Raw genomic sequence first — 17,621 nt, 5'->3', positions numbered from 1 at the left:
AGCAAGTGCTTGGTAGGTTAGCCTACAGGGGTGATAGAGGTCCAGGAGTTCCGGGCCGAGGTCCGGCAGTGGCTCGCAGACAATCTTGTTGGCGAATTCGCAGCGCTCAAGGGCCTGGGCGGACCGGGGCGTGAACACGAAGCCTTCGAAGAACGACGGGCATGGAATCAGCATCTGGCCGCGGCGGGGTTGACCTGCCTCGGCTGGCCGGTGGAGCACGGCGGGCGCGGCCTGTCGGTCGCGCATCGCGTCGCCTTCTATGAGGAGTACGCCCGCGCCAACGCGCCCGACAAGGTCAACCACCTGGGAGAGGAGCTGCTGGGGCCGACGCTCATCGAGTACGGCACCCCCGAACAGCAGAAGCGGTTCCTCCCCAAGATTCTCGACGTCACCGAACTCTGGAGCCAGGGCTACTCCGAGCCCAACGCCGGCAGTGACCTCGCCAATGTGGCGACGACGGCCGAGCTGGTCGGCGACGAATGGGTCATCAATGGCCAGAAGGTGTGGACCTCGCTCGCCCACTGGGCACAGTGGTGCTTCGTGGTGGCGCGCACGGAGAAGGGCTCCAAGCGGCACGCCGGGCTGTCCTATCTGCTGGTGCCGCTGGATCAGCCGGGCGTCGAGATCCGCCCGATCATCCAGCTGACCGGAGACTCCGAGTTCAACGAGGTGTTCTTCGACGACGCCCGCACCGAGGCCTCGCTCGTGGTCGGTCAGCCCGGTGACGGCTGGCGCGTCGCGATGGGCACGCTGACCTTCGAGCGCGGGGTGTCCACGCTGGGACAGCAGATCCGCTACGCACGCGAGCACTCCAACCTCGTCGAGCTGGCCAAGCGCAGCGGCGCGGCCGACGATCCGCTGATCCGCCAGCGCCTCACCGAGTCGTGGACCGGCCTGCAGGCCATGCGTTCCTACTCGCTGGCCACCATGGATGTGGAACAGCCCGGGCAGGACAACGTGTCGAAGCTGCTGTGGGCCAACTGGCATCGCGAGCTCGGCGAGATCGCCATGGACGTGCAGGGCACAGCCGGGCTGACCCTGCCCGAGGGTGAGTTCGACGAGTGGCAGCGGCTCTACCTGTTCTCGCGTTCGGACACCATCTATGGCGGGTCCAACGAAATCCAGCGCAACATCATCGCCGAGCGGGTGCTCGGCCTACCCCGAGAGGCAAAAGGGTGAGTGATCTCTCCGTAGCTCCCAAAGAGGTCGAGGGCCACGGCCTATTGGCGGGCAAGGTGGTCCTGGTGACCGCCGCCGCCGGCACCGGCATCGGCTCGTCCACCGCGCGCCGTGCGCTGCTCGAGGGTGCCGACGTGGTGGTGTCCGACTACCACGAGCGCCGTCTGAACGAGACCCGTGACCAGTTGGCCGAGCTCGGCCTGGGCCGGGTCGAGGCCGTGGTCTGTGACGTCACCTCCACCGAGGCGGTCGACGCACTCATCGCCCGGTCGGTCGAGAAGATGGGCCGCTTGGACGTTCTGGTGAACAACGCCGGCCTGGGCGGCGAGACCCCGCTGGTCGACATGACCGACGACGAGTGGGACCGCGTCCTGAACGTCACCCTGAGCTCGGTGATGCGGGCGACCCGCGCCGCGCTGCGCTACTTCCGCGACGTCGAGCACGGCGGCGTGATCGTCAACAACGCCAGTGTTCTCGGCTGGCGCGCACAGCATTCGCAGTCGCACTACGCCGCGGCCAAGGCCGGCGTCATGGCGCTGACCCGTTGCAGCGCAATCGAAGCCGTCGAATACGGCGTGCGGATCAACGCGGTCTCGCCGAGCATCGCGCGGCACAAGTTCCTCGAAAAGTCGGCCGATGCGGCCCTGCTGGACCGGCTGTCGTCGGACGAGGCGTTCGGCCGTGCGGCCGAGCCTTGGGAGATCGCCACCACCATCGCCTACCTGGCCAGCGATTACTCGAGCTACCTGACCGGCGAGGTCATCTCGGTTTCCAGCCAGCGGGCCTAGCGGTCGTGACCACGCTCGCCGATGTGATGGTCGAGCTGGCCGAACTCGAAGATCTGAAGATCCGCGAGGTCAACGAGAGGCACGGCGACGATCACGGCGTGCACCTCGGCAAGCTGCGCGCATTCGCGAAGCGACTCAAGACGCAGCAGGGGCTGGCGGGAGAAGGCGTTCGAGCGTGACGAGCTGGACACCATGGTGCGTGAAGCGCGCGCACCGAAGGTTCACGACTGGCTGGTGAACTACGTGGTGAAGAAGCACCCGGAGGCCGGAGAGCTGCGCCTGGCCTGGTCCGCAGACCCGGATCCGTAGTCGCCAGTGCCGGCCGGGCACTTACCGCGGATCACGGAGATGGTGCGCCGCCAAGAAGCCTAGGGTTCTTCCATCCCGCGCCGCGCCAGCCCGGTCCGGTCCGCCCAGCCGCGGATGTCGCCCTTGGTGATGGCCAGTGCCAGCAGTTCGGGAAATGCGTCAGGGGTGCAGGCGAACGCCGGGATTTCCATCGCGGCCAGATCGGCGGCGATCTCCCGGTCGAATGACGGTGCGCCCGAATCGGACAGCGCCAACAGCACCACCACCTGAACGCCCGCATCGACGAGTTGCTTGACCCGGGCCAGCATCTCGTCGCGGACGCCGCCCTCATAGAGGTCCGAGATCAGCACGAAGATGCTGTCGGTCGGCCGCGTGACCAAGGTCTGGCAGTAGGCGATAGCCCGGTTGATGTCGGTGCCGCCGCCGAGCTGGGTACCGAACAATACGTCGACGGGATCGTCGAGGAGATCGGTGAGGTCGACGACTTCGGTGTCGAACACCACGAGTGAGGTGCGCAGCGACCGCATCGACGCGATGACCGCCCCGAAAACTGCCGAGTACACGATTGATTCGGCCATCGAACCGGACTGATCTATGGCCAGCACGATGTCCTTGGTCACCGATCGGCCGGCGCGGCGGAACCCGACCAGCCGTTCGGGGATGATCGTCTTCAGGTCCGGCTGAAAAGTTTTCAGGTTGCGGGCGATGGTGCGGTTCCAGTCGATGTCGGAGGCCAGCGGCCGGTTGGTCCGCGCGCTGCGCGACAGCGCGCCGCGCAGCGTGGCCCGGGTGCCGTCGGCGATGCGCCGCTCGATGTCCTCGACCACCTTGCGCACCAGGGCCCGAGCCGAGGCCTTCGACTCGTCGGGAATGGCCTCTCCCAGCGTGATGAGCGTGGTGGCCAACGACAGGTCCGGGACGACGCTGTCCATCATCTCCGGTTCGAGCAGCAGCATGCGCAGGTTGAGCCGTTCGATGGCGTCCTGCTGCATCACCTGAACCACGGTGCTGGGGAAGTACTTTCGGATGTCGCCCAACCAGCGCGCCACCTTGGGCGCCGATCCGCCGAGCCCGCCCTTGCGGTCGTAGAGCGCCGACAATGCCTTGTCCATCTCGACGTCACCGGCTTGCAGGCCCGGCAGCGATTCGGCATCCGACCCCAACACGAGTCGCCACCGGCGGTCGCGTTCGTCCGGGATGGTGTCATCAGCCATGGTTGATACCTCGTGCGAAGATGGCGGCCGCCGCGATCACGGCGGGGCGAGCGCGTTCGGCGTTGATGTCGAATTCGGTGGTCACGGCCGACCCTGCGGTGGCCACCGCATGCCCGATGTTGCGTTTTATGCCGGCGTCGAAGGTGCTGAAGGTGCGACGCACCAGCGGCAGGACATCGGTGAACTCCGTTGCCGTCAAACCGATCAACCATTCGTCGATCACGGAGAGCAGCTCGGTGTCGTGCACCAGCAGCAGTCCGCTGCCGGACAGAAAACCCTCGATCCAGGCGGACTTCTCGTCGGCCGGCGCACCGATGCTCAAGGCGCGGCGCATGCGGCGGGCCGCTTCGGTGGTGGTGAACACCGCTCCGTCGACACCGATTCGGACGAACCGGCCGACCAGGCTGCCGTGCAGATCATCGCGATCAGCCAGCCGCGCGATGGTGGCCAGCCATTCGCCGCGCACGTCCCCCTCCAGCAGATCCACGGTGTCGGTGACTGCGTTGACGTGGGCGAGCATTTCGGCGGCCGCGTCCGGACCCAGTCCGGTCAGCGTCGCCGGGAGCCCGACGTTCACCCGGCGCAGCAGCGACGTGGTGACCGCGCCGAGTGCGCCTGCGTCGGTGCGGCGCACATCGCCGTAGCGCAGAGAGCGGGCCAGCGCGGGCAGAGCCGCCATGAGTTCGGTGAGGTCCCGGTCGACCGCGGCCTTGTTCTCCAGGATGGCCAGCAGTTGCGGGACAGCCTCGTCGACACCGCCGAGCAGGGCCGCCTCGATCGCCGCGGTGACCTGGCCCAGATGCGTTGCGTTCTCGGCGGTGTCGGCCAGTTTCGCTTTGCAGGCGCGATAGACGGTATTACCCCACACCGAGGAGATCACGACCTTGACCGCGAACTCGGGCTGCCACTGCAGGGTCCAGGGTTCCTTGAACGTGCCCTGCCCGCTGGCTGTCTCGGGCTCGCCCCACGGTATGTCGAGTACGGCAAGCCGGTGCAGCAGATGGGATTTGGCCAGGTCGTTGGGCTTGCGCAGGTCGAGGGTGACCGGTTTGGCTCCCGCGTCGGGTTTGAGCCGCAGCGATTTCTGCTGCTTGGCGATGTCGGCGAGCAGCGGCACCATCGGCAGGTGTTCGGGAATGCTGCCGAGCCGTTCGCCGACGACCAGCTCCCGCACGATCAGCCCGAACCGGGTGTCGGAGCCCTCGCACAACACGGCCTCGGTGGCCTCGTTGACCTCACTCAAACCCGGATGTGCCCGGCCCCGCATCGCGGCCAGTGCGTTGGCCAGCCGGACTCCTTCGATGACGTGGGCCGACGACACAAAGATGTCGTGGTCGCGTAATGCCCTGGCGGCCAGCGTGAGCCAGGTTTCCACCGGTCGGTCCCGCTCGAGGAACGCGTGCTGGTACCAGCCGGGTGAGCGGACGCCTGCGCCGTAGCCCGAGGCCGCGGACAGTCGCGAATGCGTCCAGGGCACCCACACCGTCGCGGACTTGACCTTGGGCAGGCCGCGCAGCAGTGCCGAGTCCGCGCTCGCGGCCGGCAGTTTCCCGGCCAGCGCGGGCGCGTGCCAGGCTCCGCACACCACGACGACCGCCGAGAATTCCTTGGCGGCTTTACGGATCACCTGGCGCATGTGTGCTTCGCGCTGATGCTCGATCGGATCGTCATTCTCAGGCAGGGGGTCGGGCTCGAGTTCCCGCACGGTGTGCATGGCCTCGGTGATCGCCTCGAATCCGGTGCCGTCCGTCCGGGATTCGACGACATCATCCCACCAGCGTTCGGGGTCGTCGTAACCCGCGGCGTCGGCAAGGGCCGCGATCGGATCTACCCGCACCCGCGACGTGTTCTCGTGCCGCTGGTCGCGCTGGGCCAGTACGGTGGCCGCGGGCAGATCGCAGAACCGCACCGGAACCTGGCGCCGGGCCGCCCACAACAGCGCCTGCCACTCGGGGGAGAAGGCGCCGAACGGCCAGAACGCCGACACCGCGGGATCGTCGACCGCGTAGGCCATGATCGCCACGGGCGGCACCATGTCCGGGTGGTCGACGTCGGTGGTGAGCCGGTCCGCGTCGGCCGGGCCTTCGATCACCACGATGTCCGGCTGGATTCGGTCCAGCTCGGACAGCACGGCACGGGCAGACCCGGGACCGTGGTGCCGAATACCCAGGACGTGGGTGGTCACGAGTTCAGCACGTCCCGCGATGCCCGGTAGAAGTCGGCCCAGCCGTCGCGTTCGCGCACCACGGCCTCCAGGTACTCCAGCCACACCACCGCGTCGTTGACCGGATCCTTCACGATCGCACCGACGATGCCCGCCGCGGTGTCGGCCGGTCGCAGCACCCCGTCGCCGAAGTGCGCCGACATCGCGATGCCCTGCGTCACCACGGAGATCGCTTCGGCGGTGGACAGGGTGCCGGACGGTTGCTTGAGCTTGTTGCGGCCGTCGGCGGTCAACCCGGAGCGCAGTTCGCGGAAAACGGTGACCACCCGGCGGATTTCGTCGGCGGAGGTCGGCACCTTCGGGAGTTGCAGCGATCCGCTGATGTCGGCCACCCGGCGCGTCACGATCTCCACCTCGTCTTCGAGGCTCGCGGGCAGCGGAAGCACCACGGTGTTGAACCGGCGGCGCAGGGCTGAAGACAGGTCGTTGACGCCGCGGTCGCGGTCGTTGGCCGTCGCGATCACGTTGAAGCCTTGCGTGGCCTGCACCTCGGAGCCGAGTTCCGGTATGGGCAGAGTCTTTTCGGACAACACCGTGATGAGCGCATCCTGTACCTCCGACGGGATACGGGTGAGCTCCTCAAGCCGCGCGATCTTGCCGGTGCGCATCGCGGTCATGATCGGTGACGGAACCAAAGCCTGCTCGGACGGACCTTCGGCGATCAGCCGGGCGTAGTTCCAGCCGTATCGCACGGCTTCCTCGACGGTGCCCGCGGTGCCCTGGACCAGTAGCGTCGAATCCCCGGTCACGGCCGCAGCCAGATGCTCCGACACCCACGTCTTGGCCGTGCCGGGGACCCCGAGCAGCAGCAGCGCCCGGTCGGTGGCCAGCGTCGCCACGGCCACCTCGATGATCCGTCGGGGTCCGATGTACTTCGGGGTGATCTCGACTCCAGCAACGGTTTCCCCACCCAGCAGGTAGCGCACCACCGCGTGCGGCGACATCGACCAGTTCGGTGGCGCCGGCTTGTCGTCGGCGCTGCGCAGCGCGGCGAGTTCGGTGGCGAACAGTTGCTCGGCGTGCGGACGCAGCAGGGTGTTCGGCCCGCTTGTATGGGCAGCAGGAGTCATCGGAGTTCCTTCGCAATGTCGGATCGCAGGGTGAGCAGCTCGAAGATGGTGGCGTAGAACTTGTGCAGCTCTTCGTCGGCGGTGAGGTCGGTGAGGGTGGCGAAGCGTGGCAGCCAGTCCAGCGGGTACCCGGCGGCGAGGTGTGCCGCGGCCTCGCGGCGTTGGCGCGCCGTGCCCCAGCCGGCCCCGGCCAGGGATCCGAACAGGCCTGCGGCAACCTCACGGACGAACGGTTGCGGCAGGCCCGCCACGATGCGCACCAGGGGCGCGGCCTCCGCGGTGTTGGTGAGCGCGCGGATCAACTCGGCCGCGATCGCCGGGTGTGCGGTGGCGGGGTCGAAGTGCGTGGCGTAATCGCTGGGCAGACAACGCTGCAACAGCGGCACCGCCCAGGTGGGGTCGTTGCCTCGCAGCGCACTGCCGGTCAGCGCGGCCAGCACGGGTTGGTAGGTGGTTTCCGAGAGCGTGCGGGCCACCTTCTCCGGTGCGACCGCGCCGAAAACCTCGGCCCAGAACCCGATCGGGGTGCGGGCGACGACGGCTTCCGGCTTGGTGGTGCTCAGCCCGTCACGAACCGCCGCGGCGTCGGGCGAGGGCAGGGGATGCACCGCGATCTTCGCGCCCAGCAGTGACTTCTTGACCGAGAAGATCTGAGCGGCACGGGCTTTCATTCTGTCCAGGTAGCGGCTGCATGACCGGTCGCCCAGCACCGCGATGGCGGCACTGCTGACCGTGACCGCCCGATCGTCGAGCGCGGCCTCCAGGAAGGGTTCGTCGGCGTCATGTTCGGGTGACGCGAACGCCGCCAAGAGGGCCACCCGGGACTCGGCGTCCTCGCTGGCCCAGTGCTCCGCCACCAGATCGCGGGCCCGGTCCGGGTCGAGCGTGCGCGCGGTCGCGAGCCAGCTCAGGCGCTTGGCGGTGTCGCCGTGGGTGTAGTCGGCCTCCTTGGGCCACTCCGTGGCCTCCGTCCGCACCACATTGCGCAGCGCGCGGTGGTTGCGACCGTAGTGTTCGACGGCGTACCACTGGCCGCCGCTGCCGATGGCGTCCCAGAGTGCTTGCGTCACAGCGTCACTCTGCTGCAGGCGCAGCAGTCCGGGGATCAGCCGAGGGGGCAGGCGCAGGCCGGCCGCGGCGATGTCGGCGAGCGCGCCGTCGAGGATGGGACGCACGGTCAGTGCGCGTTCGATGAGGAAGCCGTGCGCGGCGGTGATCAGCGGCCGGATCTCCGGCGGTGCCGAGGGCGCATTCGGTTCGACACGTTCGGGACGCTGCCCGGCGCGCCGTGCGAGCGCGTAAAGGGCCGCCACCCGCAGCACCGACCCGACCGGATCGGCGGCGTCGTGCACCGCAGCGACGCTGCCGTCAACCGGGGCGTCGAATGTGCCGTCCGGGAAGGGTTTCGCGCCATATCCCACCGTGGCGGCGGAGATCATCCGCGCATAGTCGCTCACAGCGCGGTCACCGCCGGTCCGGTCAGGCGCGATGGTGGCTCGTCGCTCAACATGGACAGCGGGTCGATGCCGTCTGTGGTGATCTCGACCAGCAGCGGCTGCAATCGCCCGCCACTTCCGGCCTGCAGGCGCGCCCAGCGGTCGTCGTCGCAGATCGCGGAAAGGGCATTGCCGTCCGCGTCGACCAGATGGCGGCGTTTGGGCCTGCTGTGTTGCACGGCCCGGGCGGTGACGATCGCCGGGAACCGCAGCAGCCAGGGGTCGACCGACAGTGCGCGGGCCCGGGCCGCGAGCGCGTCGTCGATACCGGTGCCGGTCACGCTGAGGTGTTCGATCGGAGTCGTCGGCACGTCGCCGTCGGGGATCGCGACGCGGAAGCTCGACGGGCCGCCGGGATACAGGTGGACGCTGCCGGCGAACTCGCGCCCAGGGGTGAGCCGGTTGTCGAAACTGGCGCCGCTCGGCGCGGTCGACTGCACGTTGACCAGCAGCCCGGTGCCCGTGCCGCTCAACCACATCCGCCGGGTGGTGTACCGGTCCTCCAAGGTTTCCGCGTATCCGAGTACCTGCCAGGTGTCGTTCACCGGATCGGTGGCCAGGACCTCGGCCCGTGACACCGTGAACCCGATGTGCCGGCGCACCGCGGCGGCGGTCTCCTCGGACAGCGCGTCGATGGTGCGGTACGCGTCGGCCAGCAGCCGCATCAACGCGAGATCCTCGATGATCTTCCGCGGCCACTCGTCGTGCGTGAGGTGCCCGGGCAGGCTGCGCAACCAGCGCGCCAGGCCAGGTGCCTTCGCGTCGACCATGCGTTTGGCGATCGGTTCACTCCACCCGGCGTACGGATCGACGCTGATCCCGGCGATGCCGTTGCGGACCTGGTCGTCGATCCACCGCCGGAGTTGCTCCAGGCCCTCGGCGACGCTGTGCTCCCGCGCCGCGACCGCCTTCTCGCTGACCTCACGCGGTGCCTTCGGGGGAGCCGGTGTGACGACGGCGCTCGGCGGGGCTTCCGCCGCGGTGTCGACGCTGCCGCCGCACCAACGCAGCACCAGACCGGCCACATGTTTGCAGGGAAACTGCCGCGACGGGCACGAGCACTTGTACGTCGGACCCACCAGGTTGACCTGCACGCGGTACGGGGTGCGACCGCTGCCCTGGAAGTCTCCCCACAACAGGGTCTGGGTGGCGCCGGTGTTGGACCAACCCGCCGCGCCGGCGAGTTTCTGGCCCGCGGCGTAGGCCTTCCCGGCAAACTGGCGTACCTCGTCGGTGGACCATGCCGTGTTCTGGTCCACCCCGTTGTTCACCGCCGCCCCTTCAAATGCCTGCTGACCCTGAGCCAGCGTAGCCAGATCGGCAGACAGGGTCTCCACAAGATCTTCACAAACGCTGCCCTTGGCCACCACAACCTGCACTTAGAGTCGGATCCGTGAAGCGAATCCTGGTCGTCGACGACGAGCCGACCATCCTGTCCGCGGTGGCCACCAGGCTGCGCGCCGAGGCATTCGAGGTCGAGACCGCCGTTGACGGACCGTCGGCGGTGGCAACCGCCGCGGCTACCCAGCCGGATCTGGTGGTGCTCGATGTCATGCTGCCCGGCTTCGACGGACTGGAGGTGTGCCGGCGCATCCAGGCCGAGCGCGTGGTGCCGGTGCTGATGCTGACCGCCCGCAGCGACGAGACGGACATGTTGATCGGTCTGGGTATCGGCGCCGACGACTACCTGACCAAGCCGTTCAGCATGCGCGAACTGGTGGCCCGGGTACGGGTGCTGTTGCGGCGGGTGGATCGGTCGGCCGGTGACCAACCGCTGTCGGTGGGCGACTATCGCATCGACCTCACCGAGCGCCGGGTGCATCAGGGAGACCAGGAGATCCATCTGACCCGAACCGAATTCGACCTGCTGGCCTTCCTGGCCGGCCGCCCCCGCGCCGCGGTGCCCCGCGAGACGCTTCTGGAGCACGTCTGGGGTTGGGCGTCGGATGTGGAGAGCCGGACGGTGGACAGCCACGTCAAGGCATTGCGGCGGAAGTTGGGGTCGGAGTTGATCCGAACCGTGCACGGCGTCGGCTACGCCCTGGAGGTTCCGCGGTGAGTTTCGCCGGCCGGGTGACCGCACTGTGGGACCGGCTACCGAGGCCGCTGGATCCTTTCGCGTCGTTCAAGGTCAAGACCGGCCTTTTGGTCGGAGGTGCAATCCTGTTGGCCTCGTTCACCTTCTGGGTCGGTGCCAGCTGGCAGTTCCGGTACGCGCTGCTCGCCGCGCTCGCCACGTCGCTGATCCTGACGCAGTTCCTCGCCCACGGAATGACCTCGCCGCTACGGCAGATGACGGCTGCAGCGCGCGCCATGGCACAGGGGGACTACAGCATCCGGGTACGCGCCACCTCGCGCGATGAAATCGGGCAACTGGCAACGGCATTCAACCAGATGGCGGCCGACCTCGGGGCCGCTGACGAGTACCGGCGCGGGTTGATCGGCAACGTGTCCCATGAGCTGCGCACGCCGATCACCGCCCTGCAGGCGGTGCTGGAGAACGTGGTGGACGGGGTCGTCGAACCCGATGCCGAGACCATGCGGATGGCCCTGTCTCAGACCGAACGTCTGGGCGAATTGGTGACCAACCTGCTCGACCTCTCGCGTGTCGAAGGTGGGGCGATTCCGTTGCAGATCAGCCGGTTCGATGTCGACGAGTTCCTGCGCGAGGCCGTCGAACACGTCTCCGTATCGGCCGCCGACGTACCGGTGGCGCTCAGGGTGTCGCCACCGGGCCTGAAGGCCGTGGCGGACCCGGCGCGGCTGCGGCAGGTCGTGGTGAACCTGGTGGACAACGCGATGCGGCACAGTCCGGCCGGTGGCCGCGTAACGGTGCTGGCGGCCCGCGGGGTATCGGGCCTGCGGCTGGAGGTCACCGATCAGGGCCCGGGCATCGCGCCTGCCGAACGTGAGCGGGTCTTCGAGCGGTTCACCCGCGGCGCCACCTCGGACGGCGGAACCGGTCTGGGGCTCGCGATCGCGCGGTGGGCAGTCGAATTGCACGGCGGTGTCATCGAAGTGATGGCCACCGAGTCGGGATGTCGGATCAGGGTCAGCATCCCTGAGTCCGCGATGGGGGAGAGGTCGAGATGACGACAACAGTTCCGGAGACGCCACCGCTGCTGATCGGGCCGGCATTGCCGCGTCAGGGTGAACCGGGTTGGACGGTGTGGTCCCACCGGGTGTGGCCCATCGCCCCGCTGGCCTCAGCGCCCCGCCGGGTGTTGGCGGCCGCGCTGATTGCCGGGCTGGTCGGCACCGGAGTGTGGCGCCTGTCTGTGCTCAGCATCGGCTACCTGGTGGTTGGTCTGCTGGTCTTCGGCGTCGTCTACGGCACCGCGCCGCGCCGCCCGAGCCGGCCCGAATCGTTCGGTATCGGACTGACGCTGGCCCTGCTGGCCGTGCCGGCGTTGCTGGCCGCCGGTTGGATGGGCGCGCTGTGTCTGACGGCCGCCTGGATCATCGGCTGGTGCACGCTGGTCGGTGGCCGGACCTGGACTGCGGTGTTCGCCGGGCCGTTTCTTCCGTGGGTGCTGTTGGGCCGGTTACGGGGTTGGGTGTACCAGGCGGTGCGGTCCGCGTTACCTGCCCGCTCGGGACTGCCCAGCCTCGGACGCGTCGCCGCGGTGACCGGACTGACCGTCGGCCTGGTGGTGGTGTTCGGTGCGCTGTTCGCCGCCGCTGACCCGGCATTCGCGCACCTGGCCGGCAACCTGGTGCCCTCGGTCGTCGGAGTCGATTTTTTCTCGCGGACAGCTGTATTCGGCATCGTGGTGACGTTCGTGCTGGGCGGGGCTTACCTCGTGCGGTTCCCGCCGCGCCTGGACGCGATGGCCCCGGTGCCGATGCAGCCGGTGCCGCGGTGGGAGTGGGCGCTGCCGCTGGGGGTACTCGACACGCTGTTCATCGCGTTCGTCGCGGTGCAGGCCACCGTGTTGTTCGGCGGGCACACCCATGTGCTCGAGACCGAGGGGCTGACCTATGCGGAGTACGCCCGCCAGGGGTTCTGGCAGCTGCTGTGGGTCTCGGCGCTGACGCTGCTGGTGCTCAGTGTGGTGATCAGAGTGGCGGGCCGGGTCAGCGCCGCCGACCGCAGGGTGCTGCGGATATTGGTCGGAATCCTTTGTGTCACATCAATTGTGGTGGTGATATCGGCAATCCATCGGATGTGGCTGTACCAGCAGGCGTACGGCTTCAGCACGGAGCGGCTGATGGTTGTCACCACCGAGGTATGGCTGGGCGCGGTGTTCGTGCTCGTCGCGGTCGCCGGGATCCGGATGACCGGCCGGTGGCTGCCGCGGGCCGTCCTGGTGGCCGGTGTCCTCGCCCTGCTCGGGCTGGGCGTGTTGAATCCGGAACGCTTGATCGCCGACCGCAACATCGACCGCTTCGAGCAGACCGGCGCGCTCGACGCCGAATATCTGTCCGGGCTGTCCTCTGATATCGATCCGGCACTGCACCGGTTGCCTGAGCACATTCGCGCCTGCGTGCGGTCCGATGGTCCGGAATCGGACCCGTGGTACCTGTTCAATCTCTCGCGGTCGCGAGCTGACCGTCCGGCGGTGACCGATCTTCCGGAGTATTGCTCGGCGTACTGGTCGTACGACTACCGGTAGGTCGCCAGAATCGCGCCGATTCAAAGACTGTCAACCTCGCCGCCGTAGGCCGAAGGTATCCCGCATGACCGCACTCGCCGTCGACGGATCAACTCGAACCACTCCACTCGATCCCGTCGCGCTCGACCCGGAGACGCTGGGTTATCCGGCCGACAACCGCGCTGCCATCCCGCCGCTGGCCAAGCAGTGGGAGCGGCTCGATTTTCGCGAGATCCTTTCCCGGCCTGCCGCTTTCCTGTCGATCAGCCAATCCAACTCGCTGTACAGGCCGGGCGGGGTTCAATACGCGGAGGGTCACGCGTTTCGCGGCAGCCTGGACGCGACCGTGAAGGTGGCGAACGCGGCCCGTTCGGCGCCGAACTTCGTTTCGTTCAACTGGATCGGGTTCTCGGTGTTCCGCGACGACTACCCGAAGACGGATTTCGACAAGGTCCAGTACGACGGGTGGACCGGCCACATCGACGCCACCCCCGAGCAGATCGCCTGGGACAACGAACTTGTCGGGGAGCTGCGTGACCTGGTCCAACCCGGTGACAACGAGTTGTACGAGAAGGCGCTCCAGACGGCTTTCGTCGGCACCGACCTTCCCGGTGCGTTGAGCCGGCAACGGGTCGAGGTGTTGGTGCTCACCGGGATACATCTCGACTGGTGCGTGGAAGGCAACGCCCGCGCGGCCCGGGACCACGGCCTGCTGCCCATCGTGATCGGCGACGCGACCGGTGCCGCCCACCCCGACCAGGAGCGGGCCGCGTTCGAACGGATCAACAACTTTTTCGCGCCGGTCATCACCTCGGACCAGTTCGCGGATTGGGTCGGCCGCTGATGGGTAACGTCGGGCTGCTCCTGGTCGGCGTGGCGCTGTTCGTCAACGGCTTGGTTTCGGTCGGAGTTGTCGATGCCCGGGGCGCCGCCCCGATCAACCTGTTCGTCGGAACTGCTCAGGTTGTCCTGCCCACACTGGTGCTCGTCCAAGCGGGAGGCGATCCGGGCATCGTCAACGCGACCTGGCCGAGTTACCTGTTCGGATTCACCTACCTGTGGTTCGGTTTCATCCAGATCTTCGACATCGACACGCGGGGATTCGGTTGGTACAGCACGTTCGTCGCAGCGGTCGCGGCCTACTACGCGATCAAGAGTGTCGGGACCGATCCGGTGTTCGCCGTCATCTGGGCGACGTGGGCGATCATGTGGTCGCTTTTCTTCGTGCTGCTGGGTCTCGGGGTGACGAAAGCCGGCCGGATTGACCTGGGCCACTTCACCGGATGGTTCCTCGTGCTGCTCGGGGTTCCGACCTGCACCCTGCCGGCGATCCTGCTGTTGAACGGGATCTGGCCGACGTCGCCGGTCGCTGGTGTGGCGGCCCTGGTGGTGCTGTTGGCCGCCACCGCGCTGTCCGTGGCGCTGTCTCGTCGGAGTGCACGAGGTGAGGACGTGCTCTCGGTTCCGCCCGGCGGCCTCGCCGAGACGCCGGTCGTCGGGGGTGTGCCACAGCCGGTGTGAACCTGACGCGCAACGGCGGGCCTCCCATCGGGGGGCCCGCTTTCGTGTGTGAGCGGCGTGACGCGGCGGAATGAAAGCCGAACGTGACCTAGCAAGCGCTTGGTTGCTATGCTGTGACGATGGCGGATACGCCCAGCCAACCGGCAAGCAGACGCGACGAGCTTCTGGACCTTGCCGCGACCATGTTTGCCGAACGCGGCCTGAAGGCAACGACAGTCCGCGATATCGCCGACTCCGCAGGAATCCTGTCCGGCAGTCTCTACCACCACTTCAAGTCCAAAGAGCAGATGGTCGAAGAGGTCATGCGGGACTTCCTGGACTGGCTGTTCGCGCGGTACCTGGAGATCCTCGACCAGGAGTCCACTCCGTTGGGCCGCCTCACCGGCTTGTTCATGGCCTCGTTCGAGGCGATCGAGCACCGGCACGCGCAGGTGGTGATCTACCAGGACGAGGCCAAGCGGCTGTCCGACATCCCGCAGTTCGGTTTCGTCGACGAGCGCAACCGGGAACAGCGCAAGATGTGGGTGGACATCTTGCAGCAGGGCATCGCCGACGGCACGTTCCGCCAGGACATCGACGTCGACCTGGTGTACCGGTTCATCCGTGACACCACCTGGGTTTCGGTCCGCTGGTATCAACCGGGCGGACCGCTTTCGGCCGAAGAGGTCGGCCGGCAATACCTCGCCATCGTCCTCGGCGGAATCACCGCCGGGAACGCCACTGTCAAAGGAGACCAGTAATGCCTGAGGCATACATCGTCGACGCCGTGCGCACGCCGGTCGGCAAGAAGAACGGCTCGCTGGCGCAGGTGCACCCGATCGACCTCGGCGTGCACGCATTCCGCGCCATCTTCGACCGGGTCGACGTCGATCCGGGTGCGGTCGACGACGTCATTGTCGGTTGCGTCGACGCCATCGGCGGGCAGGCCGGCAACATCGGCCGCCTGACCTGGCTGGCCGCCGGATACCCCGAGGCCGTCCCCGGCGTCACCGTCGACCGGCAGTGCGGTTCCAGCCAGCAGGCCATTTCCTTCGGTGCCCAGGCCATCATGTCGGGCACGGCCGATCTCATCCTGGCCGGCGGCATGCAGAACATGAGCTGGATCCCGATTTCCTCGGCCATGGTGGTCGGCAAGGAGTTCGGATTCACCTCGCCCACAAACGAATCCAAGAGCTGGCTGCACCGCTACGGCGACCAGGAGATCTCGCAGTTCCGCGGCTCGGAAATGATCGCCGAGAAGTGGGACATCTCCCGCGAGGAGATGGAGGAGTTCGCCTACAACAGCCACCAGCGGGCGTTCGCGGCGATCCGGGCCGGCCACTTCGACAACGAGATCGTCCCGGTCGGTGACTTCGGCATCGACGAGGGGCCGCGTGAGTCGACGCTGGAGAAGCTGGCCTCGCTGAAGCCACTCGTCGAGGGCGGTCGGCTGACTGCCGCGCTGGCCAGCCAGATCTCCGATGGTGCGGCGGCGGTGCTGCTGGCCTCCGAAGAGGCGATCAACAAGTACAACCTGAAGCCCCGCGCCCGCATCCACCACATCAGCGCGCGCGGCGATGATCCGGTGATGATGCTGACCGGCCCGATCCCGGCCACCCAGTACGCGCTGGAGAAGACCGGCCTGTCGATCGACGACATCGATACCGTCGAGATCAACGAGGCCTTCGCCCCGGTGGTGCTGGCCTGGCTGAAGGAGACCAAGGCGGATCCGGCGAAGGTCAACCCGAGCGGCGGCGCCATCGCGCTGGGTCACCCGCTGGGCGCCACCGGTGCCAAGCTCTTCACGACCATGCTCAACACGCTCGAGCGCACCGGGGGCCGCTACGGCCTGCAGACCATGTGCGAGGGTGGCGGCACCGCCAACGTCACCATCATCGAGCGCCTCTGATCTGCCGGATCACTTCCGTCAACAGTGCCCCGCAAGCTCCGGCTTGCGGGGCACTGTTTGCATCAGGGGCGGTGGCCGAGCAGCGCGGAGATCGCCTGCTCGGCCTTGGCGATCTCCAGTGGTTCGCCGGTGATGATGTCGGCGTAGAGGAACGACTCGACGATTCGCACGATGAGGTAGGCCAGGTCATTCGGCGGTAGTGGCGGATCCAGCCGACCTTCGGTGATCTCGTCTTCCAGGAGTTCGGCGATGGCCGCGGTCAGGCGGGACTGCAGTTACCTCGACCGTCTGGACTTGGGTTTCATCGTCGACCGCGAGCTCGTGCCCGATGTGTGGGACCTGGCCGACGGGCATATCGACGAGATCTGCTGAACCGCAACTGGTTCTGCGCTAGTCCGCATCCGTCGCGAATCGCACCTGCTGCGCAGCCTCGACCAGCGCGCGCGCCAACACCGATCCCGGCTCTGTCGCGCTGGTGACCAGTGCGACCGTCGCGGTCACCGACGGGTCGTTCAGCGGCACCACCCGCACCTCGGCCGGCGGGCGCAATGTGCGCAGCCAGTTCCGGCCGACGATGCTGGCCCACCGGCCGGTGCCGACGTGGGCCAGCAATGAGACCACGGAATCGGCTTCCAACTGCGGCGACGGGGCCAGACCGCACTCGGCGAGCGCGTCATCGAGGAGTTGACGACCCCGCATGTCCTTGTTCAGCAGGCACAACGGCAGTTGCAACGCGTCGGCCCAGGTGATCGGATCCGATTGGCTCGCCAGCAAGTCGCCGCTGGCGATCAGCACCTGACGCTCCTCGTAGAGCGGTGTGACCAGCAGGTCCGCGGTGTTCTGCCCGTCCGGGTAGTTGATTCCCGCGTCCAGCTCGAACCGGCGGAGGCGTTCCACGATTCCTGCCGAGCGCTGACTGCTCTCCAATTGCACCCGCACCAGCGGATGCTCGGCGCAGAACGCATCGGTGAGCAGGGCGACGGTGCTCGAGGCAGCGGGGATGACGCCGAGCCGCAGCTCTCCGGTCAGCCCGGTCTGCAGCGCCGTGACCTCGTGGATGAGTGCGTCGTGATCGGCCAGGATCCGACGCGCCCACAACACCAACCGCTCGCCTTCGGGCGTCAGACCTTCAAAGCTCTGCCCCCGCCGCACCAGTGGAACCTTGAGTTCGTTCTCCAGTTTGCGGATGGCTTCCGACAGCGCCGGCTGCGATACGTAGCACGCGCTCGCGGCGCGGGCGAAATGCTTCTCGCGGGCGAGCGCGACGAAGTATTCGAGCTGGCGGAACAGCATGAGCCATTCGACCACGGTCGATAGGCACGACTTATCAGGTCGTC

At 67.7% G+C, this 17,621-nt stretch carries 17 protein-coding genes and 1 pseudogene; 11 read left to right on the top strand and 7 right to left on the bottom strand.

Features of this window, described 5'->3' with window-relative positions; all coding sequences use genetic code 11:
- Window positions 1-30 precede the first annotated feature (30 nt).
- The 3 genes and pseudogenes from ipdE1 to AB0I14_RS21240 all read left to right on the top strand — a co-directional run.
- Complete coding sequence (gene ipdE1 / locus AB0I14_RS21250; protein WP_358025650.1) at window positions 31-1,179, top strand: acyl-CoA dehydrogenase IpdE1; 1,149 nt, start codon at window positions 31-33, stop codon at window positions 1,177-1,179.
- On the top strand, window positions 1,176-1,967 hold the full coding sequence (gene ipdF, locus AB0I14_RS21245; protein WP_358025648.1) for a (5R,7aS)-5-hydroxy-7a-methyl-1-oxo-2,3,5,6,7,7a-hexahydro-1H-indene-carboxyl-CoA reductase: 792 nt from the start codon (window positions 1,176-1,178) through the stop codon (window positions 1,965-1,967). The genes ipdE1 and ipdF overlap by 4 nt, the downstream gene beginning before the upstream one ends.
- Before the next feature lie 26 nt (window positions 1,968-1,993).
- A pseudogene (locus AB0I14_RS21240) lies at window positions 1,994-2,302 on the top strand (DNA alkylation repair protein); the annotation flags it as partial.
- A 33-nt stretch (window positions 2,303-2,335) separates the two neighbouring features.
- On the opposite strand, the gene AB0I14_RS21235 reads toward AB0I14_RS21240, so the two are convergent.
- The 5 genes from AB0I14_RS21235 to AB0I14_RS21215 are packed head-to-tail and all read right to left on the bottom strand — an operon-like array spanning window position 2,336 to window position 9,617.
- Entirely contained in the window at window positions 2,336-3,490 is a 1,155-nt protein-coding gene (locus AB0I14_RS21235; protein WP_358025646.1) for a VWA domain-containing protein, read from the bottom strand.
- Window positions 3,483-5,675 (bottom strand): DUF5682 family protein, encoded by a 2,193-nt coding sequence (locus AB0I14_RS21230; RefSeq protein WP_358025644.1) that lies wholly within the window; start codon window positions 5,673-5,675, stop codon window positions 3,483-3,485. Before AB0I14_RS21230 ends, AB0I14_RS21235 begins: the two co-directional genes overlap by 8 nt.
- On the bottom strand, window positions 5,672-6,784 hold the full coding sequence (locus AB0I14_RS21225) for an AAA family ATPase (RefSeq protein WP_358025642.1): 1,113 nt from the start codon (window positions 6,782-6,784) through the stop codon (window positions 5,672-5,674). The genes AB0I14_RS21230 and AB0I14_RS21225 overlap by 4 nt, the downstream gene beginning before the upstream one ends.
- The gene (locus AB0I14_RS21220; protein ID WP_358025640.1) at window positions 6,781-8,241 is read right to left on the bottom strand and encodes a DUF5691 domain-containing protein; all 1,461 of its coding nucleotides are present in this window, start codon (window positions 8,239-8,241) and stop codon (window positions 6,781-6,783) included. The genes AB0I14_RS21225 and AB0I14_RS21220 overlap by 4 nt, the downstream gene beginning before the upstream one ends.
- Window positions 8,238-9,617 carry an SWIM zinc finger family protein gene (locus tag AB0I14_RS21215; RefSeq protein ID WP_358025638.1) on the bottom strand — a complete coding sequence of 460 codons (1,380 nt, stop codon included), beginning with the start codon at window positions 9,615-9,617 and terminating at the stop codon, window positions 8,238-8,240. Before AB0I14_RS21215 ends, AB0I14_RS21220 begins: the two co-directional genes overlap by 4 nt.
- Window positions 9,618-9,673: 56 nt before the next feature.
- Here AB0I14_RS21215 and AB0I14_RS21210 point away from each other — a divergent pair, with 56 nt between their 5' ends.
- The 7 genes from AB0I14_RS21210 to fadA6 all read left to right on the top strand — a co-directional run bounded on the left by AB0I14_RS21210 (window position 9,674) and on the right by fadA6 (window position 16,284).
- Window positions 9,674-10,339, top strand: a complete 666-nt coding sequence (locus tag AB0I14_RS21210; protein ID WP_358025636.1) for a response regulator transcription factor — start codon at window positions 9,674-9,676, stop codon at window positions 10,337-10,339.
- Window positions 10,340-10,353: 14 nt separating this feature from the next.
- Window positions 10,354-11,373, top strand: a complete 1,020-nt coding sequence (locus tag AB0I14_RS21205) for a HAMP domain-containing sensor histidine kinase (RefSeq protein WP_358026370.1) — start codon at window positions 10,354-10,356, stop codon at window positions 11,371-11,373.
- Window positions 11,370-12,896 (top strand): DUF4173 domain-containing protein, encoded by a 1,527-nt coding sequence (locus AB0I14_RS21200; RefSeq protein ID WP_358025635.1) that lies wholly within the window; start codon window positions 11,370-11,372, stop codon window positions 12,894-12,896. Before AB0I14_RS21205 ends, AB0I14_RS21200 begins: the two co-directional genes overlap by 4 nt.
- A 64-nt stretch (window positions 12,897-12,960) precedes the next feature.
- Entirely contained in the window at window positions 12,961-13,719 is a 759-nt protein-coding gene (locus tag AB0I14_RS21195) for a cysteine hydrolase (RefSeq protein ID WP_358025634.1), read from the top strand.
- Window positions 13,719-14,396 carry an AmiS/UreI family transporter gene (locus AB0I14_RS21190; protein WP_358025633.1) on the top strand — a complete coding sequence of 226 codons (678 nt, stop codon included), beginning with the start codon at window positions 13,719-13,721 and terminating at the stop codon, window positions 14,394-14,396. The genes AB0I14_RS21195 and AB0I14_RS21190 overlap by 1 nt, the downstream gene beginning before the upstream one ends.
- Before the next feature lie 119 nt (window positions 14,397-14,515).
- A complete protein-coding gene (kstR2, locus tag AB0I14_RS21185; protein WP_358025631.1) occupies window positions 14,516-15,136 on the top strand; it encodes a TetR family transcriptional regulator KstR2 in 621 nt (206 codons plus the stop codon).
- The gene (gene fadA6, locus AB0I14_RS21180) at window positions 15,136-16,284 is read left to right on the top strand and encodes a steroid 3-ketoacyl-CoA thiolase FadA6 (RefSeq protein ID WP_358025629.1); all 1,149 of its coding nucleotides are present in this window, start codon (window positions 15,136-15,138) and stop codon (window positions 16,282-16,284) included. Before kstR2 ends, fadA6 begins: the two co-directional genes overlap by 1 nt.
- A gap of 62 nt (window positions 16,285-16,346) precedes the next feature.
- Here the strand turns inward: fadA6 and AB0I14_RS21175 are convergent, their stop codons facing one another.
- Window positions 16,347-16,496: a QsdR family transcriptional regulator gene (locus tag AB0I14_RS21175; protein WP_358026367.1), complete on the bottom strand. Its 150-nt coding sequence runs from the start codon at window positions 16,494-16,496 to the stop codon at window positions 16,347-16,349.
- A gap of 37 nt (window positions 16,497-16,533) precedes the next feature.
- Here AB0I14_RS21175 and AB0I14_RS21170 point away from each other — a divergent pair, with 37 nt between their 5' ends.
- On the top strand, window positions 16,534-16,656 hold the full coding sequence (locus AB0I14_RS21170; RefSeq protein WP_358025627.1) for a WS/DGAT domain-containing protein: 123 nt from the start codon (window positions 16,534-16,536) through the stop codon (window positions 16,654-16,656).
- Window positions 16,657-16,674: 18 nt separating this feature from the next.
- Here AB0I14_RS21170 and AB0I14_RS21165 read toward each other — a convergent pair whose 3' ends face one another.
- Complete coding sequence (locus tag AB0I14_RS21165; protein WP_358026364.1) at window positions 16,675-17,577, bottom strand: LysR family transcriptional regulator; 903 nt, start codon at window positions 17,575-17,577, stop codon at window positions 16,675-16,677.
- Window positions 17,578-17,621 lie beyond the last annotated feature (44 nt).

This window comes from Mycobacterium sp. NPDC050441, from assembly GCF_040655355.1.
GTDB lineage: Bacteria > Actinomycetota > Actinomycetes > Mycobacteriales > Mycobacteriaceae > Mycobacterium.
This window is presented reverse-complemented; position numbering and strand designations above follow the sequence as displayed.

Coding starts and splice junctions, on each gene's coding strand:
- AB0I14_RS21235 (WP_358025646.1), bottom strand. CDS start 3,490: ATGGCTGATGACACCATCCCGGACGAACGCGACCGCCGGTGGCGACTC.
- AB0I14_RS21225 (WP_358025642.1), bottom strand. CDS start 6,784: ATGACTCCTGCTGCCCATACAAGCGGGCCGAACACCCTGCTGCGTCCG.
- AB0I14_RS21200 (WP_358025635.1), top strand. CDS start 11,370: ATGACGACAACAGTTCCGGAGACGCCACCGCTGCTGATCGGGCCGGCA.
- AB0I14_RS21195 (WP_358025634.1), top strand. CDS start 12,961: ATGACCGCACTCGCCGTCGACGGATCAACTCGAACCACTCCACTCGAT.
- AB0I14_RS21190 (WP_358025633.1), top strand. CDS start 13,719: ATGGGTAACGTCGGGCTGCTCCTGGTCGGCGTGGCGCTGTTCGTCAAC.
- kstR2 (WP_358025631.1), top strand. CDS start 14,516: ATGGCGGATACGCCCAGCCAACCGGCAAGCAGACGCGACGAGCTTCTG.
- fadA6 (WP_358025629.1), top strand. CDS start 15,136: ATGCCTGAGGCATACATCGTCGACGCCGTGCGCACGCCGGTCGGCAAG.
- AB0I14_RS21170 (WP_358025627.1), top strand. CDS start 16,534: ATGGCCGCGGTCAGGCGGGACTGCAGTTACCTCGACCGTCTGGACTTG.
- AB0I14_RS21165 (WP_358026364.1), bottom strand. CDS start 17,577: ATGCTGTTCCGCCAGCTCGAATACTTCGTCGCGCTCGCCCGCGAGAAG.